17 protein-coding genes are annotated in these 18,638 nt (G+C 73.4%); 10 read left to right on the top strand and 7 right to left on the bottom strand.

Annotated features, from left to right (window positions below; all coding sequences use genetic code 11):
• The first annotated feature begins 3 nt into the window (after positions 1-3).
• Positions 4-393, top strand: a complete 390-nt coding sequence (locus AC07AZ_RS12380; RefSeq protein WP_478846628.1) for a hypothetical protein — start codon at positions 4-6, stop codon at positions 391-393.
• A 70-nt stretch (positions 394-463) separates the two neighbouring features.
• On the opposite strand, the gene AC07AZ_RS12375 is transcribed toward AC07AZ_RS12380, so the two are convergent.
• Both AC07AZ_RS12375 and AC07AZ_RS12370 read right to left on the bottom strand, forming a co-directional pair.
• Positions 464-3,640, bottom strand: coding sequence for a sacsin N-terminal ATP-binding-like domain-containing protein (locus AC07AZ_RS12375; RefSeq protein WP_478846626.1), 3,177 nt, complete (start codon positions 3,638-3,640; stop codon positions 464-466).
• A 254-nt stretch (positions 3,641-3,894) separates the two neighbouring features.
• Positions 3,895-4,818 carry a DUF3027 domain-containing protein gene (locus AC07AZ_RS12370; RefSeq protein ID WP_478846624.1) on the bottom strand — a complete coding sequence of 308 codons (924 nt, stop codon included), beginning with the start codon at positions 4,816-4,818 and terminating at the stop codon, positions 3,895-3,897.
• A 313-nt stretch (positions 4,819-5,131) separates the two neighbouring features.
• On the opposite strand from AC07AZ_RS12370, the gene AC07AZ_RS12365 reads away from it, so the two are divergent.
• The 4 genes from AC07AZ_RS12365 (at position 5,132) to AC07AZ_RS12350 (ending at position 8,718) form a co-directional block, all read left to right on the top strand.
• Positions 5,132-6,553, top strand: a complete 1,422-nt coding sequence (locus AC07AZ_RS12365) for an MFS transporter (RefSeq protein WP_478846622.1) — start codon at positions 5,132-5,134, stop codon at positions 6,551-6,553.
• Positions 6,554-6,615: 62 nt separating this feature from the next.
• Positions 6,616-7,128, top strand: coding sequence for a hypothetical protein (locus tag AC07AZ_RS12360; RefSeq protein ID WP_478846620.1), 513 nt, complete (start codon positions 6,616-6,618; stop codon positions 7,126-7,128).
• A 14-nt stretch (positions 7,129-7,142) separates the two neighbouring features.
• Positions 7,143-7,871: a futalosine hydrolase gene (locus tag AC07AZ_RS12355; RefSeq protein ID WP_478846618.1), complete on the top strand. Its 729-nt coding sequence runs from the start codon at positions 7,143-7,145 to the stop codon at positions 7,869-7,871.
• Positions 7,843-8,718 (top strand): 1,4-dihydroxy-6-naphthoate synthase, encoded by an 876-nt coding sequence (locus AC07AZ_RS12350; protein WP_478846616.1) that lies wholly within the window; start codon positions 7,843-7,845, stop codon positions 8,716-8,718. The genes AC07AZ_RS12355 and AC07AZ_RS12350 overlap by 29 nt, the downstream gene beginning before the upstream one ends.
• Positions 8,719-8,741: 23 nt before the next feature.
• On the opposite strand, the gene AC07AZ_RS12345 is transcribed toward AC07AZ_RS12350, so the two are convergent.
• On the bottom strand, positions 8,742-9,125 hold the full coding sequence (locus tag AC07AZ_RS12345) for a cold-shock protein (RefSeq protein WP_356032328.1): 384 nt from the start codon (positions 9,123-9,125) through the stop codon (positions 8,742-8,744).
• 163 nt (positions 9,126-9,288) lie between these two features.
• Between AC07AZ_RS12345 and AC07AZ_RS12340 the strand changes: the two genes are divergently transcribed.
• Positions 9,289-9,537 carry a hypothetical protein gene (locus tag AC07AZ_RS12340; protein WP_478846614.1) on the top strand — a complete coding sequence of 83 codons (249 nt, stop codon included), beginning with the start codon at positions 9,289-9,291 and terminating at the stop codon, positions 9,535-9,537.
• Here AC07AZ_RS12340 and AC07AZ_RS12335 read toward each other — a convergent pair.
• Together AC07AZ_RS12335 and AC07AZ_RS12330 are read right to left on the bottom strand one after the other, a co-directional pair.
• Entirely contained in the window at positions 9,516-10,163 is a 648-nt protein-coding gene (locus AC07AZ_RS12335) for an HAD family hydrolase (protein ID WP_478846612.1), read from the bottom strand. The genes AC07AZ_RS12340 and AC07AZ_RS12335 overlap by 22 nt on opposite strands.
• Positions 10,164-10,233: 70 nt before the next feature.
• A complete protein-coding gene (locus AC07AZ_RS12330) occupies positions 10,234-11,274 on the bottom strand; it encodes a hypothetical protein (RefSeq protein WP_478846610.1) in 1,041 nt (346 codons plus the stop codon).
• Between the two features lie 179 nt (positions 11,275-11,453).
• Here AC07AZ_RS12330 and AC07AZ_RS12325 point away from each other — a divergent pair, with 179 nt between their 5' ends.
• Complete coding sequence (locus AC07AZ_RS12325) at positions 11,454-14,168, top strand: helicase-associated domain-containing protein (protein WP_478846608.1); 2,715 nt, start codon at positions 11,454-11,456, stop codon at positions 14,166-14,168.
• A 519-nt stretch (positions 14,169-14,687) separates the two neighbouring features.
• Here the strand turns inward: AC07AZ_RS12325 and AC07AZ_RS12320 are convergent.
• Together AC07AZ_RS12320 and AC07AZ_RS12315 are read right to left on the bottom strand one after the other, a co-directional pair.
• Positions 14,688-15,053 carry a hypothetical protein gene (locus AC07AZ_RS12320; RefSeq protein WP_478846606.1) on the bottom strand — a complete coding sequence of 122 codons (366 nt, stop codon included), beginning with the start codon at positions 15,051-15,053 and terminating at the stop codon, positions 14,688-14,690.
• Between the two features lie 14 nt (positions 15,054-15,067).
• The gene (locus tag AC07AZ_RS12315) at positions 15,068-16,321 is read right to left on the bottom strand and encodes a helix-turn-helix transcriptional regulator (protein ID WP_478846604.1); all 1,254 of its coding nucleotides are present in this window, start codon (positions 16,319-16,321) and stop codon (positions 15,068-15,070) included.
• Between the two features lie 407 nt (positions 16,322-16,728).
• On the opposite strand from AC07AZ_RS12315, the gene AC07AZ_RS12310 reads away from it, so the two are divergent.
• The 3 genes from AC07AZ_RS12310 (at position 16,729) to AC07AZ_RS12300 (ending at position 18,582) form a co-directional block, all read left to right on the top strand.
• A complete protein-coding gene (locus tag AC07AZ_RS12310; protein WP_478846602.1) occupies positions 16,729-17,058 on the top strand; it encodes a hypothetical protein in 330 nt (109 codons plus the stop codon).
• A 238-nt stretch (positions 17,059-17,296) separates the two neighbouring features.
• Positions 17,297-18,421, top strand: a complete 1,125-nt coding sequence (locus AC07AZ_RS12305) for a radical SAM protein (protein WP_478846600.1) — start codon at positions 17,297-17,299, stop codon at positions 18,419-18,421.
• Positions 18,418-18,582: a hypothetical protein gene (locus AC07AZ_RS12300; RefSeq protein WP_359274138.1), complete on the top strand. Its 165-nt coding sequence runs from the start codon at positions 18,418-18,420 to the stop codon at positions 18,580-18,582. The genes AC07AZ_RS12305 and AC07AZ_RS12300 overlap by 4 nt, the downstream gene beginning before the upstream one ends.
• Positions 18,583-18,638 lie beyond the last annotated feature (56 nt).

Here is an 18,638-nt window from a genome sequence, read left to right as displayed (position 1 = left end):
CGAGTGCGCGACAAGGAGTTCATCGAGGCGTTCCGTGACGGGCAGGAGGGATTCGGCCTGAACGGCACCTACTACCCGACCGTCATGTTCCTCACAGGGATTGACGTCGGCCGGTCCGGCGGCCTGCTGCGCGGGTTCACGGAGTGGCTGGTCGTTCGCAGGGGCGAGTGCATCAGCCTCTACTGGCATCAGCTCGTCCTCCTGGACCTGTTCCCCGACATGAAACTCCAGGGCTGGAAGGATCCGGGCCACCTGACCCCGGACCAGCACCGGCAGGCCGTGGAGCACCTGTTCTCGCTCGTCCTGGAATTCCTGGGCGTACGGAACAACCCGCGGGCGCTGGGCCTCATGTACACGCGGTACGAAGCCCTGTACGCCCGCATCGAGGGATAGGCCGGTACATACGCCAGGGCCGCCTCACCGGAGAGTCCTCCGGCGAGGCGGCCCCGCGTTCGTGTCGCGCTCAGTCGAACCAGCGGTCCCGGGAGAGTTCGGCTGTGCGGGAGGGGTCTTCCAGGAGGGCTGTCACCTCGAAGCGGCGGGGCCACTGGCCCGCCGCCCAGGCGAGGCCGGCGGCGACGCCCTCCAGGGTCGCGGCGTGCAGGACGCCGTCCTGGGTCAGGCGCCAGTCCAGTTCGACGCCGTCCACGACGAGTTCCTCGTGCTCGACGTAGGTCGCGGGGGTGCGCGGCCCCAGCAGGAGCGCCACCGGCTCCGGTACGCCGTGTTCGGTGCCCTCGGAGTCCACCCGGCCCGTCACGGACTCGCTGAGCCGCCGTACCTGGAAGAGTTCGGCCAGTTCGGCGGCGCGGGCCGGGCGTACCGGCAGCAGGGGGACGCCGTCGGTGAAGGGCAGCAGGTCGGGTGAGTCGACGACCATCGCCTCGGACGCCTCCACCACCTCGATCCGGCCGTCGACCACGGCCCGCAACTCGTCGGGCAGGGTGACCTGTTCGGGGTCCAGTTCGGCCAGCGCGCCGTACAGGGAGTGCAGTTGGGCGGCGGTGACCTCACGGTCGGGGTCGGCGAGCCGGTCCAGGAGTTCGGCGGCGCCGCCCGGTTCGTCGAGGAGGGCGGCAACCGAGGTCCGGACGCCCAGCGCCCGCAGCACCTGCTCGTCGTCGAAGCCGGTCGCCTCGGCCTCCTCGTACAGGCCGCGCAGCAGCGGGTCGCCGCCGGCCGCCAGCAGGCCGGCCGGGCGGCGGCCGTCGAGCACCGGGTGCCCGCGCAGCCACCAGGCGGTGTACGGCCGTACGACCTCGTGGGTGCCGTCGGCCAGAAGGATCCGCACGGGCTGGACGATCGCGTCGCGCAGCGGGGGCCGGGACAGCAGGGCGAGGGCCTCGGGCCACTTGTCCTCGTCGACGAGGTCCAGGTCGCGCACGGCGAGCAGTTCGGTGGCGACCGGCGGGACCGGGGTGTCCGGGAAGCGGTCGAGGACGTCCTCGCTCCACACGTCGACGGCGTCCAGCAGGCCGGCGTCGTCGGGTTCGGCGAAGTCCCCGTCGCGGGGCTCCAGTTCGTCCGGGTCGAGGACGACGTCCGTGGCGCGGACGAGGGTGAAGTTCGCGAGCACCCCGCAGGCGGCCAGCGGCTGTTCGCCCCACTTCCGGGCCAGCTCGGCGTCCACGAGGGCGAGTTCGTCCTCCCGCATGACCCGGGCGAACGGGCTGCCGGGCAGCACGAGTTCGCCGGCCGGGGACAGCTCGCCCTCCTCGTCGGGCAGGGCGAGGGCGCCGAGCCAGGGCTCGTCGCCGGGCTCCAGGCCCGCGTCCCGGACGAGCGCGAGGACGGTGTCGGCCAGTTCCTCGCTGTCGGGCGCGTCCTCCTCCCAGTCCATCGGGCCCTCGTCGTCCAGGGAGGCGGCCACGGCCGCCCGCACCTGGGGCGTGGTGAGCACGGCGCGGGGTGTCGCGGGCAGCGCGCCCAGCTTCTCCAGGAGCGGATGGACGGCGTCCGCGTGGGCGACCTTGAGGCCGAGCCGGGCCAGCACCTCCGGGTCGGCGCGGTCGTCGGGGGTGGGCAGCAGGACCTGGCGCGGGCCGATGGTCGTACGCCCGTCGGCGAGCGGCACGGGAAGCCCGGACAGCCGGTCCGGGTCGACGCCGGCGAGGCTGTCGTACAGCCGCCGCCACCAGCCGGGTTCCTTCTCCAGACCGGCCAGCCGGTCCACCGCGTCCGTCAGCGGCACCCGGGCGACGCCCAACGTCCGCAGCTCGACCCGTCGTTCGAGACCGGCGGGCAGCAGCGTGGGCAGCACCTCGGCGAGCACCCGCACGGTGTCGCCGCTCGCGCCCTCCACCACCTCGGCGTCCCGCGGCCGCAGCGACTGGGGCAGCTCGTCGGCGTCGTCCCCGGCGGGCGCGAGGGCGGGCGGCAGGAACGAGGTGCGGGGCAGCAGGTCCAGGACGGCCTGCCGCAGCGCCCCGTCCAGCTCGCCCTGGCCCAGCGGACCGGGCACCAGGCCGATGACCGCCTCGCTCACCGGCCGCCAGTCGGCGAGGAGTCCGGCGTAGGTGTCCGCCGCCCGCCGCACGAGGAAGTCCGTCAGCGGACCGGGCGCCGCGTGCCGGCGGGTGGTGTCCAGCGGGAAGGAGGCGATGAGCAGGGCGGGCACGCCGAGCGCCTCGTCGCTGGGCGTGGGGGCGTGGACGTACGGGCTGGTGCGGGGGCGGACCGGGGCGCCGTCGGCGTCGACGGGCACGGCCCAGGTCACCGACCAGTGGGGGCGCAGCCGCTCCTCCACCGGGCGGTCGGCGAGCAGGTCCGGGGTGAGCGGCCCGTGCGCGGACGCGGTACGCCAGCGGGTGGTGCCGTCCCGGGAGTCCTCCACGACGGTCTCCGCGCCCTCCGTCCGGCGGCGCAGGGTGCGGACCTCGCCCGTCCCCGTCTCGATCACGACCTCCTCCAGGCCGGGAAGGGCGAGGAGCAGCGCGTCGTCGACGGCGTTCAGGAGGCGTTCGGCGAGGCCGGCGGCCGCGGAGTCGCGCAGCGGCAGGATGACGGCCGTGTCGTACGGCTCCGGGGCCGTGCCCTCGGCGGCGAAGGGCAGCCGCAGCAGCGGGACGTGGCCCTCGCGCCGGCGGATCTCACCCCCGAGTCCGGGGCTGTGCAGGGCCGTCTCCTCGGCCAGCACCCGCGCCTCGGCGAGCGACCAGCGGACCCCGCCGTGCCGGCCGACGAGCGCGGGCTCGTCCGTGACGGCGAGGACGGCGGCGAACCCGACACCGTAACGGCCCACGGCACCGACCGCCCCGTCCGCACCCACCGCCCCGTCCGCGCCGTCGGTCTCGTCCGTCCGGCCGGTGTCCCGCTTGGCGGAGGCGCGGAGCGTGGACAGCGACTCGACACCGGCCGCGTCCACGGGGGCACCGGTGTTGGCGGCGACCAGGACGCCGTCGCGGAGGGTGAGCCGGAGCCGGCCGGGCACACCCGCCCGGGCGGCCGCGTCGGCGGCGTTCTGGGCGAGCTCCACGACGAGCCGGTCCCGGTAGCCGCCGAGGACGAGGTCCTCCTCGGCGTTGGCGTCCTCACGGAACCGGGCCGGACTGGTGGCCCAGGCGTCCAGCACACCGCGGCGCAGACGGGCCGTCCCGAACGGATCGGCACCCTCGGCGGCGGGCCGCACGAACTTGCTCACGTTCACTCTCCTCGTCGGCGTGACGACGAAGGTACCGCGCGCACGGAAGGCACCGTCACGTGAGCTCGGGGAGCCCGGCACCAAGTCAGCCCCTCCGGCGTGTGAGGACGAGGCCGTTCAGGCCGGCAGGGGGGCCAGGGGCGCAGCCCCGGAAGGGCGCGCCCCACGGACCCGCAGCCGCCGGCCAGGCACCCCGCACCCGCCCGCCAGGGCAGGCACACCCCAGGCGCACCCCAGGGAGATCCCAGGAGGCCCTAGGAGTGCCCCAACTCCGCCGCGTCCCCGTCGGAGACATCCGGTACGGACCCCGAGTCCGCGGCCGGACGCAACGGGAAGGGATCGAGCCGCGTCTCGTCGAGCCGCGGCGGTGGCGGCTGCGGCGGCTGCGGCATGACCGCCGCCTCGGAGTGCCCCCCGCACCCGTACGCGAGCGAGACGACCCGCCCGTCGGCCGGCGCGAACTCGTTGGCGCAGACACCGAAGGCCTGCCCCAGTGATCCGCCCATCGGCGTGAGGAAGGCACAGCTGACACAGGACGCCGGGGCGGCCTGGGCCATCGGGGTCTCGGGGCCGTACGCCTCCTCCCAGCGGTCCGCGGCGGCGCGCAGCCCGTACCGGGACAGGACCCGCGCCCGCCGCATGCCGAGTTCCTCGGCGACCGCGGCGATCGACCCGCGCGCGGGGGCGCCGAGGCGCGCCGCAGAGCCCTCGGTGACCTCCGCGTCCTCGGCCTCGACGAGCTCGGCCATCTCCTCCGACACGACGGAGTTCGGCGGTGGCTCGTCCTCGCCGGTGTAGCCGGGCTCCAGCCGCAGGTCGTCGGCCTCCGTCGGCAGGAGGTCGCCGGGGCCCATGTCTCCGGGGCGCAGCCGCTCGCTCCACGGCACCCACTCGGGTGCCAGCAGGGCGTCCGGTCCGGGCAGCAGGACCACCTCGTCGAGCGTGACGAGTTTGGCGCGCGAGGCGCGGGCCACCGTCACGGCCCAGCGCCAGCCGCGGTAACCGAACTCCTTGCACTCGAAGAAGTGCGTGACAACCCGGTCCCCGTCGGCCTGGAGCCCGGTGTGCTCGCCGACGACTCCGGGTGCGGCGGCCTCCTCGGCCGCGGCACGGGCGAGGTCGACCGCCTCGGCGCACAGGCGGTCGGTGGTGCGGCTTCGCGTTGTCGCTGCGCTCACAGGTATCGCTTCTCTCCTACGCCGTCTCTCGGGTGCGTCTGCCTTTGGCGGCGGGGCGGACGGAGCGGACCGGAGGACCGCGTCGACGTCCGCGCCCGCTCGCACTCGGGCGCACCTGTACCACCCATTCTGCGGGATGGCTGAGATACGCACGCTACCCGTTCACCGGCGCTCGGCCTACACCGGAGGTTGTTCTTCGGCGCTTCGCGCCGATGTTTTCCGGTCCGCCCGCGGGGACCGGCCGGTCGAGAAGTGCGCGGCCATACGCGCGGTAACCGCACTATCAATGCCTTTCTCGGGGCACTATGACGTCGTGGCAGCCGCGAGGACACCCCCAGGAGCCACCGGAGTCGGTGGGGTCAAGGGCAGCAGTCGAGACGGCGGTTCGGGCCGGTGGAGAGGGTCCGTCCGCTCCGTCGGCCGTGCCCTGCACTTCCCGGTGACCGGTCCGGCCCGCGGGATCCGCAGGGCGACCCACGCGCACGGCGCCGGGGAATCGGGCCTCGGCAAACTCATCGAACTCCACGCGGTGAACGGCGCCGGCGACGTCATGATCACCGTGGCGCTCGCCTCGACCGTCTTCTTCTCGGTGCCGACCGACGAGGCCCGCGGGCGCGTCGCTCTCTACCTGGCGATCACCATGGCGCCCTTCACGGTCCTCGCGCCGGTCATCGGCCCGCTCCTCGACCGGCTCCCGCACGGCCGCCGGGCGGCGATGGCGGGTGCGATGCTCGCCCGGGCCCTGCTCGCGCTGATCATCTCCGGGGCGGTCGCCGCCGGCAGCCTGGAGCTGTACCCGGCGGCCCTGGGCGTACTGGTCGCCTCGAAGGCGTACGGCGTGGTCAGAAGCGCCGTGGTGCCCAGGCTGCTGCCACCGGGCTTCTCCCTGGTGAAGGCCAACTCGCGGGTCACGCTCGGCGGGCTTCTGGCGACCGGTGTCGCGGCGCCCGTCGCGGCCGGCCTCCAGGCCGTCGGCTCCCGCTGGCCGCTCTACGGCGCCTTCGTGATCTTCGTCGCGGGGATGTTCCTGTCCTTCTCGCTGCCGCCGAAGGTCGACTCCTCCAAGGGCGAGGACATCGCGCTGCTCGCCGCCGACGAGGAGCACCTGCACGGGCCGCACCTGCGTCCGGTCAAACGCCCCGGGCTGCGCACGGTCGGTACGGCCGTCACCCACGCCCTCGGCGCCAACGCCACCCTGCGCTGCCTCACCGGCTTCCTGATCTTCTACCTGGCGTTCCTGCTGCGGGAGCATCCGCTGACCGGTGAGAGCGCGGCGGTGTCGCTGGGCATAGTGGGTGTCGCGGCGGGCGCGGGCAACGCGCTCGGCACGGCGGTCGGGGCGTGGCTGCGCCGGGCCCCGGAGATCATCATCGTCGCCGTGGTGGCGATCGTGCTGGGCGCGGCGATCACGGCCGCGATCTTCTTCGGCGCGTTCCTGGTGGCGTGTCTGGCGGCGGTCGCCGGGTTCGCGCAGGCCCTCGCCAAGCTGTCCCTGGACGCGCTGATCCAGCGGGACGTGCCCGAGCTGGTCCGCACGTCGGCGTTCGCCCGTTCGGAGACCCTGTTGCAGGTGGCCTGGGTGTTCGGCGGCGCGATCGGCATCGTGCTGCCGCTGAACGGCACGCTCGGCATGTCGGTGGCCGCCGTGATCGTCGCCGCCGGCTGGCTGGGCACCACCCGCGGGCTGCTGGCCTCGGCCCGCCGCGGCGGCGCCGGGAACCCGCGAGTGGCGTAACGAACCGGGCACGCCGCACCCCGCGTAGGGGGAGGGTCCCACCTGCCCGATAGCCTTCGCCCATGACCACGCTGCCCCGCGGCGAAGCCGCTGATGTACACCGGGCTGTGCGACGCCGCCGCGTCGTCGCCGCCGCCGGCGCCGTTGCCGCCGGACTGCTCGTCCTGTCGGCCTGCGACAAGCCGACGCCGCGCGCCACCGTGACGGTCGGCAAGAGCTCGGTGAGCGCCGAGGCCGCCTGCTACGACGACGGCGGCAACCTCGGCAAGGCGAAGGCCACGAAGTGCGCCCTGCGGAAGTCGTCGGACTCGATCGACGTGCCGCAGAGCGAGACCCTGCGCATCGGCGTGGACCCGAAGGTCGCCGACACCGGCTGGGCCCTGTGGATCAACGGTCAGCAGGTCACCAACCCGTACAAGAAGACGTACTACTCCTTCGCGGGCGTCGACCTGTTCGCCGACCAGCAGGGCCAGACCGCGCCGAAGCAGCTGTACATCAGCGTCGTCGAGCAGAACAAGGCCGGCACCCAGTTCAAGGGCGTGTGGAACTTCAAGCTCGTGAACGCGGACGCCTGATCCCCGGTCCCGCCATGCGCATCCTCCTGGCCACCGCGGTCCCCGTCGAACGGGACGCGGTGGCTCGCGCGTTCTCCGGGCCGGCGCGTGAGGTGCGGGTGCCGGGCGTGACCCTGCACCGGCTCCCCGACGGCGGCCCCGACCTGATCGCCGCCGGCGTGGGCCCCGCCCTCGCCGCCGCCTCCGTCGCCGCCGCCCTCACCGTCGCGGCCCTGGACGGCGCCCCCTACGACCTGGCCGTCTCCACCGGCATCAGCGGCGGCTTCGCCCCCGGCGCGCCCCTCGGCTCCCTCGTGGTCGCCGACGAGATCACCGCCGCCGACCTGGGCGCCGAGACGGCCGACGGCTTCCTGCCGGTGACCGAACTCGGCTTCGGGACCGTCACCCACCGTCCACCGGAAACACTCGTACGAGGGGTCGCGGCGGCCACCGGAGCGCGCGCCGGCACGGTCCTCACGGTGTCCACCGTCACCGGTACGGCCGCCCGCGCCCGCGCGCTGCGGACCCGGCACCCGCGGGCGCTGGCCGAGGCCATGGAGGGCTTCGGGGTCGCCGAGGCCGCCGCCGCGCACGGGGTGCCCGTGCTGGAGATCCGGGCCGTCTCCAATCCGGTCGGCCCGCGCGACCGCGCCGCCTGGCGCATCGGCGACGCCCTCACGGCCCTGACGGACGCCTTCGGGAAGCTCGCGCCCGCACTGGAGAGTTGGAACCCACATGACGACACACCCGACCGAGACCGCTGAGCGGCCGCAGACCCTGCGGATCGCGTACTCCCCCTGCCCGAACGACACGTTCGTCTTCGACGCCCTCGCCCACGGCCGCGTCGCCGACGCCCCCGCGTTCGACGTGACCTTCGCGGACATCGACCTCACCAACGGCATGGCCGAGCGCGGCGAACTCGACGTGCTGAAGGTGTCGTACGCCGTGCTGCCGTACGTCCTCGACGAGTACGCGCTGCTGCCCTGCGGCGGCGCGCTGGGCCGGGGCTGCGGGCCGCTGGTGCTGACCCGGGAGGCGGGCACCGACCTCACGGGCCGGACCGTCGCCGTCCCGAGCGAGAGGTCGACGGCCTATCTGCTGTTCCGGCTGTGGGCGTCGGACCAGGTGCCGGGCGGGGTCGGCGAGATCGTGGTCATGCCGTTCGACGAGATCATGCCCGCCGTACGGGACGGCCGGGTCGACGCCGGACTCGTCATCCACGAGGCCCGATTCACCTACCGGAACTACGGGCTGCACAAGCTCGCCGACATGGGCGAGCACTGGGAGGACACGACCGGGCTGCCGATCCCGCTGGGCGCGATCATCGCCCGCCGGGCCCTGGGTGCCGGGACGCTGACAGCGCTCGCCGAGTCGATCCGTACCTCGGTGCGGGCCGCCTGGGACGACCCCGCGGTCTCCCGGCCCTACGTCATGGAACACGCCCAGGAAATGGACCCGGAAGTCGCCGACCAGCACATCGGGCTGTACGTCAACGAATTCACCGCCGACCTCGGCGACGACGGCTACGCGGCGGTACGCGGACTGCTCACGCGCGCGGCCGCCGAGGGACTGGTGCCGCCCCTCGGCCCGGACGCGCTCGCTTTCCCCTGAGCGCCTCGCGGCGGGGGCGGGTCCTACACGTCCAGTTGGTCGGCGACCGCGCGCAGCAGACCCGCGATCTTCGCTCCGGACGCCTTGTCGGGGTAACGGCCCCTCTCCAGCATCGGCGTGATGTTCTCCAGGAGGGTCGTCAAATCCTGGACGATGGAGGCGAGTTCGTCGGGCTTTCTGCGGGTCGCGGCCGCGACGGACGGGGTCGGATCGAGAATGGTGACCGAGAGGGCCTGGTCACCGCGCTGCCCGGCGACCACTCCGAACTCCACCCGCTGGCCCGGCTTGAGCATCTCGACTCCGGCGGGGAGGACCGAGGAATGGACGAAGACGTCACCGCCGTCGTCGCGGGAGAGAAAGCCGAAGCCCTTCTCACTGTTGAACCACTTGACTTTGCCGGTGGGCACGTCTGTCCTCGTCCTCGTACTCGTCGGAAAACTGCTTCGTGAACGGCTCTGGATAGCACTGCGGCGGGTCTCCCGGACCCGCCGGTACCAAGGCTAATGGTCTTCAGGCCGGAGACAAGACGTCCTCCGGTTGTTCCTTCGGGCAGGGAACTACCCTGGTGGGGTGCGTGACAAAACCCAAGCGAATTCCGCCGGACCCGGTGACCGACTGATCCGTGCCGGAGTTGTCGTGTTCTTCGTCGGCGCGGTGGCCACACTCGTCACCGTGGCCCCGCTGTTGCTCGACACGGCGCCTTTCCCCACATACATGTTCGGACTGAGCATGCTGATGGGTGTGGGCTTCCTGCTGGCCGCCGCCGGTGTGCTGAGGTCCGTGGCGGCGGGGCGCCGTCAGGCGGGGGCCGGGCGGTAGGGCGGGTTCGCGTGGGCGGCGAGCCAGTCCGGGAACTCGCCGAGGCCGCCGAGGACGACGTCCGCGCCCGCCGTACGCAACTCCTCGGGGCTGCACGGGCCGGTGGCGACGGTGACGGCGAGGGCGCCGGCCGTGCGGGCGCCGCGTACGTCTCCGACGTGGTCGCCGACGTACACGCCCGCCCCGTGCGCGCGCAGCGCCCCCGCCTTCTGCTCGGCCCACAGGTCGCCGACGACCGCGTCCGGCTCGATGCCGAGGTGCTCCAGGTGGAGCTCGGCGTTCGGCTGGTGCTTGGCGGTGACGACGACCGTCCGCCCGCCGGCCGCCCGGACGGCCGCGAGGGCCTCGCGGGCGCCCGGCATGGCGGTCGTGGGCGTGATGGCGATCGCCGGGTACATCGAGCGGTAGAGGTCGGCCATGGCCGGGACCTGCCGCGCCGGGAACCAGTTGACCAGTTCGTCCGCGAGGGGCGGACCGAGTCGCGTGACCGCGAGGTCTGCGTCGATGTACGTCCCCGTACGCTCGGCGAGTGCCTGGTAGCAGGCACGGATGCCGGGCCGGGAGTCGATGAGGGTCATGTCGAGATCGAAGCCGACGGTCAGCGTGGGAGAGGTCATGCGGGCCATTGTGCCGAGTCGGTGCGGCCTACACGTGTCCCCGGGTCGGGCGGAGCCGGCCGGGGGTGACCGGCCCGGTTCAGCGGCGGCGTTGCGAGCGCCACACCAGGAACAGGGCGGAGGCGACGGCCGCGCCGCGGATCACCCAGGGCCAGGTCTGGCCGATCGCGTCGTTCAGGTGGCCCTGGGCGACGGGCTCGCCCCAGCGGCCCTGTGTCCTGCCCCAGATCCAGACGAAGCCGGCCGCGACGGACAGTGCGGGCAGGAACACGACCGCCCACTTCGTCTCGGCCTGGGTGAGCCGGCGTGAGGCGTAGGCGATCAGCCAGCCGACCACGAGGACCGGCAGGTTGCCGAGGACGGCGCCCGCGAGCAGGAGCCCGGCGGCGAGCAGGAGCAGCGGGTTGCTCCAGCCGCGGGCCCTGGGGGTCGCGGCGGGAGCGGGCGCGGGCGCGGTGGGGGTCCGGCGCAGGCGCCGGGGCAGCAGGCGGCGGCGCCGGGCGGGCGGGGCGGCGGCCGGGAGGGGTGCGCCGGCTCCCTCGACGACCGGCGCGGTCTCCTTGGTGGCCGCGGGGTCCGTCTCCTTCGGCGGCGGCGGTTTGAGCAGCTCGGGGATCTCCACTCCGCCGACGAACCCGGGCACGGCGTCCCCGAGTCCGAAGGGGCTGCTGTCCACCCGCCACCAGTCGGGCTGCCGGGTGACGTCCCCGAGTTCGTGGGCGCTGGCCAGATGCGGCGGGGAGGGCGCGTCGGAGGCGGTGGGCCGCGGCGGCTGGGCGGGGCGGGGCCGGGGGACCATGCGGCGCAGGCCCTTGGGCCGCTCGGTGTCCTCCGGTTCGCGGTCGCGCTGTTCCGGTACGGCGGGGGTCGGCGTGCGGGGTGCGTCACCGGTGCCGCCGCCCGCGGCGGCGACGACGTCGTCGGGGCTGCCGATGCGGTCCAGGATGCGGCGGACGGCGGCGGGACTGTCGACGGGCACCTTGGCGCGCCGCCGGTCGATCTCGTTGCGCAGTTCCGAGACGAGCCGCATGCGGGTGCCGGACGGCAGCTGCCGCTGCTGGGCCACGTCGCCGACGCGGCTCAGATACTCGTAGACGACCTGGTCGCTCTCGATACCCACGAAGTCCCCTCCGGGGCCGGTGCGTTGGATACCCCGTGGGACGACGGTAGCGCAGGTCAGCCTCTTCCAGCCGGTAAGCCGTCCGGTGGCGGGGGCGTTCGCGCCCGGGCGGCGGGTGGGTCGGCGGCGGGCCGCACGCCCGGGTCGGCCGCCGGGGGTGACCCGCTACCGTGGGGCGGATGAGCAACCCGGCATCCCCGCCCCGCTCCCTCGCGGAGGCCCTCCGCGCACGGGACGACGCGGCCCTGGCGGTCCTTCTGCGTGCCCGGCCCGACCTCATCACGCCGGTGCCCACCGATCTCACGCAGCTCGCGACGCGGGCCGGCACGCGTGCGTCGGTCGTCCGGGCCCTGGAGCGGCTGGACCGGTTCGCGCTCCAGACGGCGGAGGCGCTGGCCGTCGCCGCCGACCCGGCGCCGTACGCGGAGCTGCTGGCGCTGATGGCCGGGGACGAGGGCGATCCGGTGGTGGCAGCCGCGCTGCCGGGGGCCCTGGGGACGCTGCGTGAGCAGGCGCTGGTGTGGGGGGACGACGAGCGGCTGCGTCTGGTGCGTACGGCGCGGGAGCTGCTGGCCCCCTCACCGCAGCATCCGTCGCCGACGGGACTGGGTCCCACGGTCGCGGAGGCCACGGCGGGCATGTCCCCGGGCCGTATCCAGGAGATCGTCGCGTCGGCGGGGCTGGCGTCGACGCACGACTCGGTGTCGGCGGTGAACGCGCTGACCGCGCTGTTCGGGGACCGGGTCCGGATGGCGGCGTTGCTGGCGGAGCTGCCGGAGGAGTCCCGGGAGGTGTTGTCCCGGCTGGTGTGGGGTCCGCCGTACGGTCAGGTCACCGCGGAGCCGGCGGCGCGTCTGCGGCGGTTGCTGGACCGCGGGTTGCTGCTGCCGACGGCACCGGGGACGGTCGTCCTGCCGCGGGAGGTGGCGCTGCATCTGCGCGGCGGGCGTGCGCACCGGGCGGCCGAGCCGGTGCCGCCCGCCGTGGAGGCGGCCGGCACGTACCGTCCGCAGATGGTGGACGCGGCGGCGGCCGGGCAGGCGTACACGGCGCTGGCGACGGTGGAGGAGCTGCTGAAGGACTGGGACGAGGGTGGTCCGGCGGTGCTGCGGGCCGGGGGGCTGAGTGTCCGGGACCTCAAGCGCACGGCGGTCGCCCTCGACGTGTCCGAGCCCGTGGCCGCGTTCTGGGTCGAACTCGCCTACGCGGCGGGCCTGTTGGCCTCCGACGGGGAGGCGGACGAGCGGTACGCGGCGACCCCGGGGTACGACGAGTGGCTGGAACAGCCCGCCGCGCAGCGCTGGGCGCGGTTGGCGGAGGCGTGGCTGACGGCGACCCGGACGCCGGGGGTGGTCGGCGGGCGGGACGCGAAGGAGCGCACGCTGTCGGCGCTCGGACCGGGTCTGGACCGCTCGGCGGCTCCGGAGGTACGGCACCGGGTGCTGACGCTGCTGGCCGGGCTGCCGGAGGGGTTCTCGCCGTCCGCGGGGTCGGTCCTCGCCAGGCTGCGCTGGGAGCGCCCGTCGCGCGGTCCGCAGCAGGACGACGACCTGCGGGGCCGGCTCGCGCGGTGGACGCTGTCGGAGGCGGAGCTGCTGGGTGTCACCGGCCGGGGCGCCATGTCGGCGCACGGGCGGGCGCTGCTCGGGGCGCCCGCGCCGAAGCAGGCGGCCCGGGAGCAGAGCGGACGGGCCGCGGAGCCGGCGGCGCGGAAGCGGAGCGGACGGGCCGCGGAGCCGGCGGCGCGGGAGCGCAGCGGACGGGCCGCGGAGCCGGCGGGACCGGGCGACAAGCTGCCCGTGCACCACGCGCCGGGGACCAGGTCGCCGGCGCCCCAGCCGCCCGGTGAGGGACCGTCGACCGCGCTCCACCTGCCCGGTGCGGGATCGTCCGGGTCCGGTGTCGCGGTGGTTCTCCCCGAGCCCCTGTCCGCGGTCGAGCAGGCCGTGGCCTCCGCGGCCGCCGCCCGGCTGCTGGCCCCGCTGCTGCCCGAGCCGCTGGACCACGTGCTGCTCCAGGCCGACCTGACGGCGGTGGCGCCGGGTCCGCTGCGGCGCCCGCTGGCCGACGTGCTGGACGTCCTCGCCGACGTCGAGTCGAAGGGCGGGGCCACGGTCTACCGCTTCACGCCCGCCTCGGTGCGCCGGGCCCTGGACGCGGGCCGGTCGGCGTCCGACCTGCAGACCTTCCTCGCCGCGCACTCCCGTACGCCGGTCCCGCAGCCGCTCGCCTATCTGATCGACGACGTCGCCCGGCGGCACGGGCACCTGCGGGTCGGCGTGGCCTCGGCGTACGTGCGCTGCGACGACGACGCGCAACTCAGCGAGATCCTCGCGGACAAGCGGGCCGCGGGCCTGGGGCTGCGCCGGCTCGCGCCCACCGTGCTGGCGGCGCAGGCCGACCCGGGCACGCTGCTGGAGGGGCTGCGCGCGATGGGGTTCGCGCCGGCGGCGGAGTCGGCCGAGGGCGATGTGCTGATCGCCCGCGCGCACGCGCACCGGACGCCGCCGCGCACGGCGCCCGAGCCGGTGCCGGAGGGTCCGCCGGTGCCCGACGCGACGCTGCTGTCGGCGGCGATCCGGGCCGTCCGGGCGGGCGACCTGGCCGCGACGGCCCCGCGCAGACCCACCGCCGCCCCGGTGACGGGCGGGGAGCAGCTCCCCCGCACCAGTTCCGCCGAGACGCTCGCCACCATGCAGGCCGCCGTCCTCACCGGCGAGGCCCTGTGGATCGGCTACGTCAACGCGGAGGGCGCCGCCAGTCAGCGGGTCATCGCGCCGGTCCGGGTCGAGGGCGGCTTCGTCACGGCGTACGACCACACCGCGGACGAGGTGCGGACGTACCCCCTGCACCGGGTGACGGGGGTCGCCGAGCTGGCCGACGACCAGCTGTGATCGTCGGCCGGTAGGGCACACCTGGTGAGGCGGTCGGCGGCGGCTTGGCCACGGTGGGAGGAGCCGTTGTCGACGATCCAGAACACGCGCTTGGCGCTGGCGTACGGTTCCTGGGTCATGATCTGGGTGACCAGGTTCATGAACGGGTCGATGCCGGTGGGCGGTTCGGTGCGGCCGGATACCTTCGCGCGGTGGACGTCGTAGGCGGCCAGGTAGGCCGGGGCCCCGCCGCGGCCGTAGGTGTGGTTCACGCGCATGGCGCGGGCCTGGCCGGGGGCGGGGGTGGGGTGGCAGCGGGCCCGGATGGAGGTCTTCTCGTCCGCGCTGCTGACGTACTCGTCCTCGGCGAGCGGGACGCCCTGCCGGGTGCGGGCGTACAGGTCCAGCACACGCTGGGCCTTGGGCCGGGAGTCGGGGTCGGGGTCGGGGTCGGTGATGAAGATCCAGGAGCGGTGATGCCAGGGCTTGAGCGCGTCCTGGGCCAGCCGGCGGCGCGGCATTCTCAGGTGAGCGCTGCCCTCAGCTCGCATTCTTCTCGATTGCTTCGAAGATGTCCGCGTCTGTCTCCTGCTGCCACGACGGGAGGTCGGGCCAGTCGGCCACATAACCCGGCTTCGGGTCCTCGAAGTGCTTGAACATCTGGGCCGTCCAGCACGTCGCGACGAAGCGGCTCTTCTGCTCGCGGGACAGCCGTGCCGTAGTGCCGCCGCTGATCTCGATGAAGTGACGGACCTGCTCGTAGACGGAACCCGCGGCCTCGCGCTCCCACTGCGGGGTGTCGTCCCACGGCGTGACATAGCCGGCCTTCGGTTCACCCGGGAAGTGCTGGCGGACTCCCGCGATCCAGGCTTCCCGGAACACTCGTGCACCCTCGGTCTGCGACATGCTTACCCCTCTCGTCACGGCATGCTCAGAGCGACGATCTCCGCTCTCAGCTCCGCCACGCGGTGGTCGCGGCTCAAGGGACCGAACTCGTCGCACAGGGCCCCGAGTCTACGGACGACGTACCCGGACCCGGAGGATCGGGCCAGTCCGATGGCTTCCCTGCCATACGCCACAACCTGTTCGACGTCCCGCCGCTTCGCACCGATGGCGGCCAAGTCGGTGAGCACCGCTCCCCGTCGCCGGTACGACTGCCCGGACGCCAAAGCTGTCTGCTCCAGGGCATCCCTCAAAGCGTTCTCCGCCAGGTCGAGACGGCCCAGTTGTACGTAACGCGACCCCCGTTCCTCTGCCAGACGCGCTCCGTCGAATCGGAGCCATCCACCGTTGGTGCTGTCCGCGGTGAGGTCGCGAACGGCCTCTGCCCGGTCCATCGCGCGCTCGCACGCGTCCAGGTCTCCAAGGCCGGCACATGCCTCGGCCTGGACGGAAGCGACCCATTGCCGAGTCGAGAGGTTGGTGTCCCCTCGGTCGGCCAGTCGCTCGGCCGCGCCAAGCATCTGCGCAGCCTGCCGGTACCGCTGCTCGGACATGTCCACGTAGGCGTGACGGACGAGCGCGCATGCCCACAAGTCGTACGCCTCGGCGTCCTTACTGACCGACGCAGCGAGCGAGTACGAAGCAACTGCGTCGGAGTACCGATTGCCGTCGAACGCCACCTCCCCGGCCAGCTGAAAGAGGTCGGCCGCCGCGCTCAGCAGGGCCCGTGCACTTCCACGGTTGCTCGCCAGCGCCTCGTTCAGGGTCGCCAACTGGTCCCGGACGACGGGATAGACAGAGCCCTTGGAGCGAGCCAGTTGGTAGACCTGCCAGAGGTGTCTGTTCATACGCGCGAAGTCGGCAGGCACTCCGCGACGGACGCCCTCGGACAGGGCCTCGGCCTCCTCGACCGGCAGGACGGTCAAAGCCCCGCTGACAGTCAGTATGCGGAGGAACTCACGGCGGATCATTTCGTCGGGGTCTCCCGCGCTCGGGGCGTCGCTGAACTGGTACCCGGCAGCCTCCTGGCCTGCGGCTCTTGGCGGCTTCAGGAGGATGTCCAGCTCTCGGAGGCTGACTTCGAGGGCGGCGGCCAAGCCCCGTCGCTGGGGCGGCTGAGGAGCGACTTTGCCGCTTTCCCAGCGTCCGACCGTTGTGCGGTCCACGCCGAGTAACTGGGCCAACTTCTCCTGACTGTAGCCCAGAGCCCTGCGCCGTTCCGCCAGTTCCATGGCGCCCCTTTCCCGCGGCTTCGGCCCCTTCGGTGCCCGTGCACGGACCTGCGTCAAGACTGCCGCATCGATGCCGTGGAGACCTCCGACTCCTGGCGCTTTCCTGGATGTTGCCCGGACGAGCAGCGGGATTCACAGAGGAGTTCGGTCATGACCACGAGAGGCGAGGCTGCGGCGCGCGAGCCAGAGAGGAATACGCGGATGCAGGGCCCGGGTGCTGAGCATCGAGTCCTCATGACGCTCAGGGTCTCGCGTGACTCCGGCCGGACTTGGGGCCAGGTGACGGAGGTATGGCAGGTCGAGAATCCGGTGATTCTCGACAACCCCGTTGGCTTTCCGCCATGCACGTGCCCGCGCTGCACGGACCAGTCCCCGCGCTCCGAAGCCTCCCCTGAGGTGGAGTCGTGATGCGGTGCACGCACTGGCACCAGGTGCTCCTGGACCTGGTGCAGGAAGCACGGGGCAGGTCGGCCGCGGAGTGCGTCGACAGGGCCGTGCAGTGCCAGTTGTCCGCGCACGACGACGGTGAGCACTACGGCCTCCTCGACGACGTCGGCGAGTACGGGACCGCCCTGTGGCTCCGCTGGCTCGGGAGGGCCGAAGTGGAGCTGGTCGTACTGCTGGACTGCCCGGTGGTCGCCCCGGGTCTCGCCCGTGAGGGCTGCTGTCTGTTCGCCGACCACACCGGCCAGCACACCTGGGAAGACACCCTGGAGGCGGTCTCGTGCACCAGCTGAGCGCAAGCCCGCGCAACGGGGCGAATCTCGTCGCCCGCCCCGACTCCCTTGGCGGAATGCAGACCCGGCGCCTTCGCCCTCCTCGCAACCAGAGCTGCGAGGACTGCGGCGGCAGTGGTGCCGACTCGTCCGGCACGTCATGCGGCACCTGCAACGGGCTCGGCGAGATCTATTGTCGCGCCGGCCGTCAAGGCGCACGTGAGCCGTCAGGTTCCATGATCCGGAAGGAAGGCCACTGATGGCCCACGCTCTGATCGCATCCCCGTTCCTCGATGGGCACCTGCTCCTCAAGCCCGGAGCGAGGGCAGGCGCCCGCATCCCCGACGACCACTACGAGGGCATCCGGCAAGCGGTCGCCGATGGTGAGGCGCTGCCGGCCTGGGCGGTGCAGACCGCAGCCGATGTCTGGGGCATCGACCTGAACGGCCGACCCGCGCAGGGCACGGTGCTGGTGCGCCATCCGTCCCCGTACGGCTACTGCCGCGCCTCCTGGGAGATCAACCTCGGCTGCAACTTCGGTTGCAAGCACTGCTACCTCGGCGAGCGTCCCTTCTCCGGGCTCGGCTGGGAGGACAAGGTGCGACTGCTGGACATCATGCGCGAGGCCGGTGTCCTCTGGCTCCAGATCACTGGTGGTGAGCCCACCATGGACCCCCACTTTCAGGGCGCCTACCGGTACGCCTGGCAAGCCGGGATGATGCTCACCATCTCCACCAACGGCTCGCTGCTCTGGCGACCGGACCTCCTCAAGCTCTTCCGCGACTGCCCGCCCTACCGGTTGGTCGTCAGCATGTACGGAGCGAGCGAGGAATCCTTTGACACGCTCACCCGGCGCCGTGGCGCGTGGAAGGCGTTCCGGCGCGGCATGGACGCCGCACGCGAGGCGGACCTGCAGCTGCGTATCAACGTCGTGGTGACCGAGGACAACGCCTCTGAAGCCGACGAGATGGCCGCCCTCGCCGACAAATGGAACGTCGAGAACCACGCCTACACGAACATGACGCCCACGATCTACGGCGGCGGTGAGCCGCTGCTAGCCCAGTCCGCTGCCCACCTGCGGCAGCGCAAGCCGTTCGCCGGCTGCAACGCGGGACACACCTTCTTCCACGCCGACCCGCACGCCAAGGTGTCGATCTGCAAGGTCGGCCGGGACGACCAGATCGACCTCATGGCCGAAGGCATCGACGGCCTCACCCGGCTCGGCGCCATCGCCGACCGCCTCATGCTTCGCACCGGAGGGTGCGAGGGCTGCGCCCTGTCCGGCACCTGCCGGGTCTGCCGCCCCCTGGCCAAGCACTACCAGGAGGCGAAGGCGCCGCTGCACAGCTACTGCCAACACGGAGACAAGGAGAACGGATCATGACCCCGCCCGTACTGGTGACCCTTCTGCCCGGCCCGCCGGCCTCGGCGCGCCGTGCGGCGCCGCCCGTCGCCGCCCTCTCAGTGACCGCCGTCCCGGACCTGGACGACGTCGTGGAGAGCGCGGAGTGCTCCTGCGACGCAGGCGACGACAATCCCCACTGACCGACACGATCCAGTCGGTTCCGTCCAGGCCCTGGCGCGTTCGCGTCGGGGCCTGT

The sequence above is a fragment of the Streptomyces sp. NPDC043878 genome, assembly GCF_056435735.1.
Note: the sequence above shows the minus strand (reverse complement) of the source record. Positions and strands in the feature narration are given on the sequence as shown.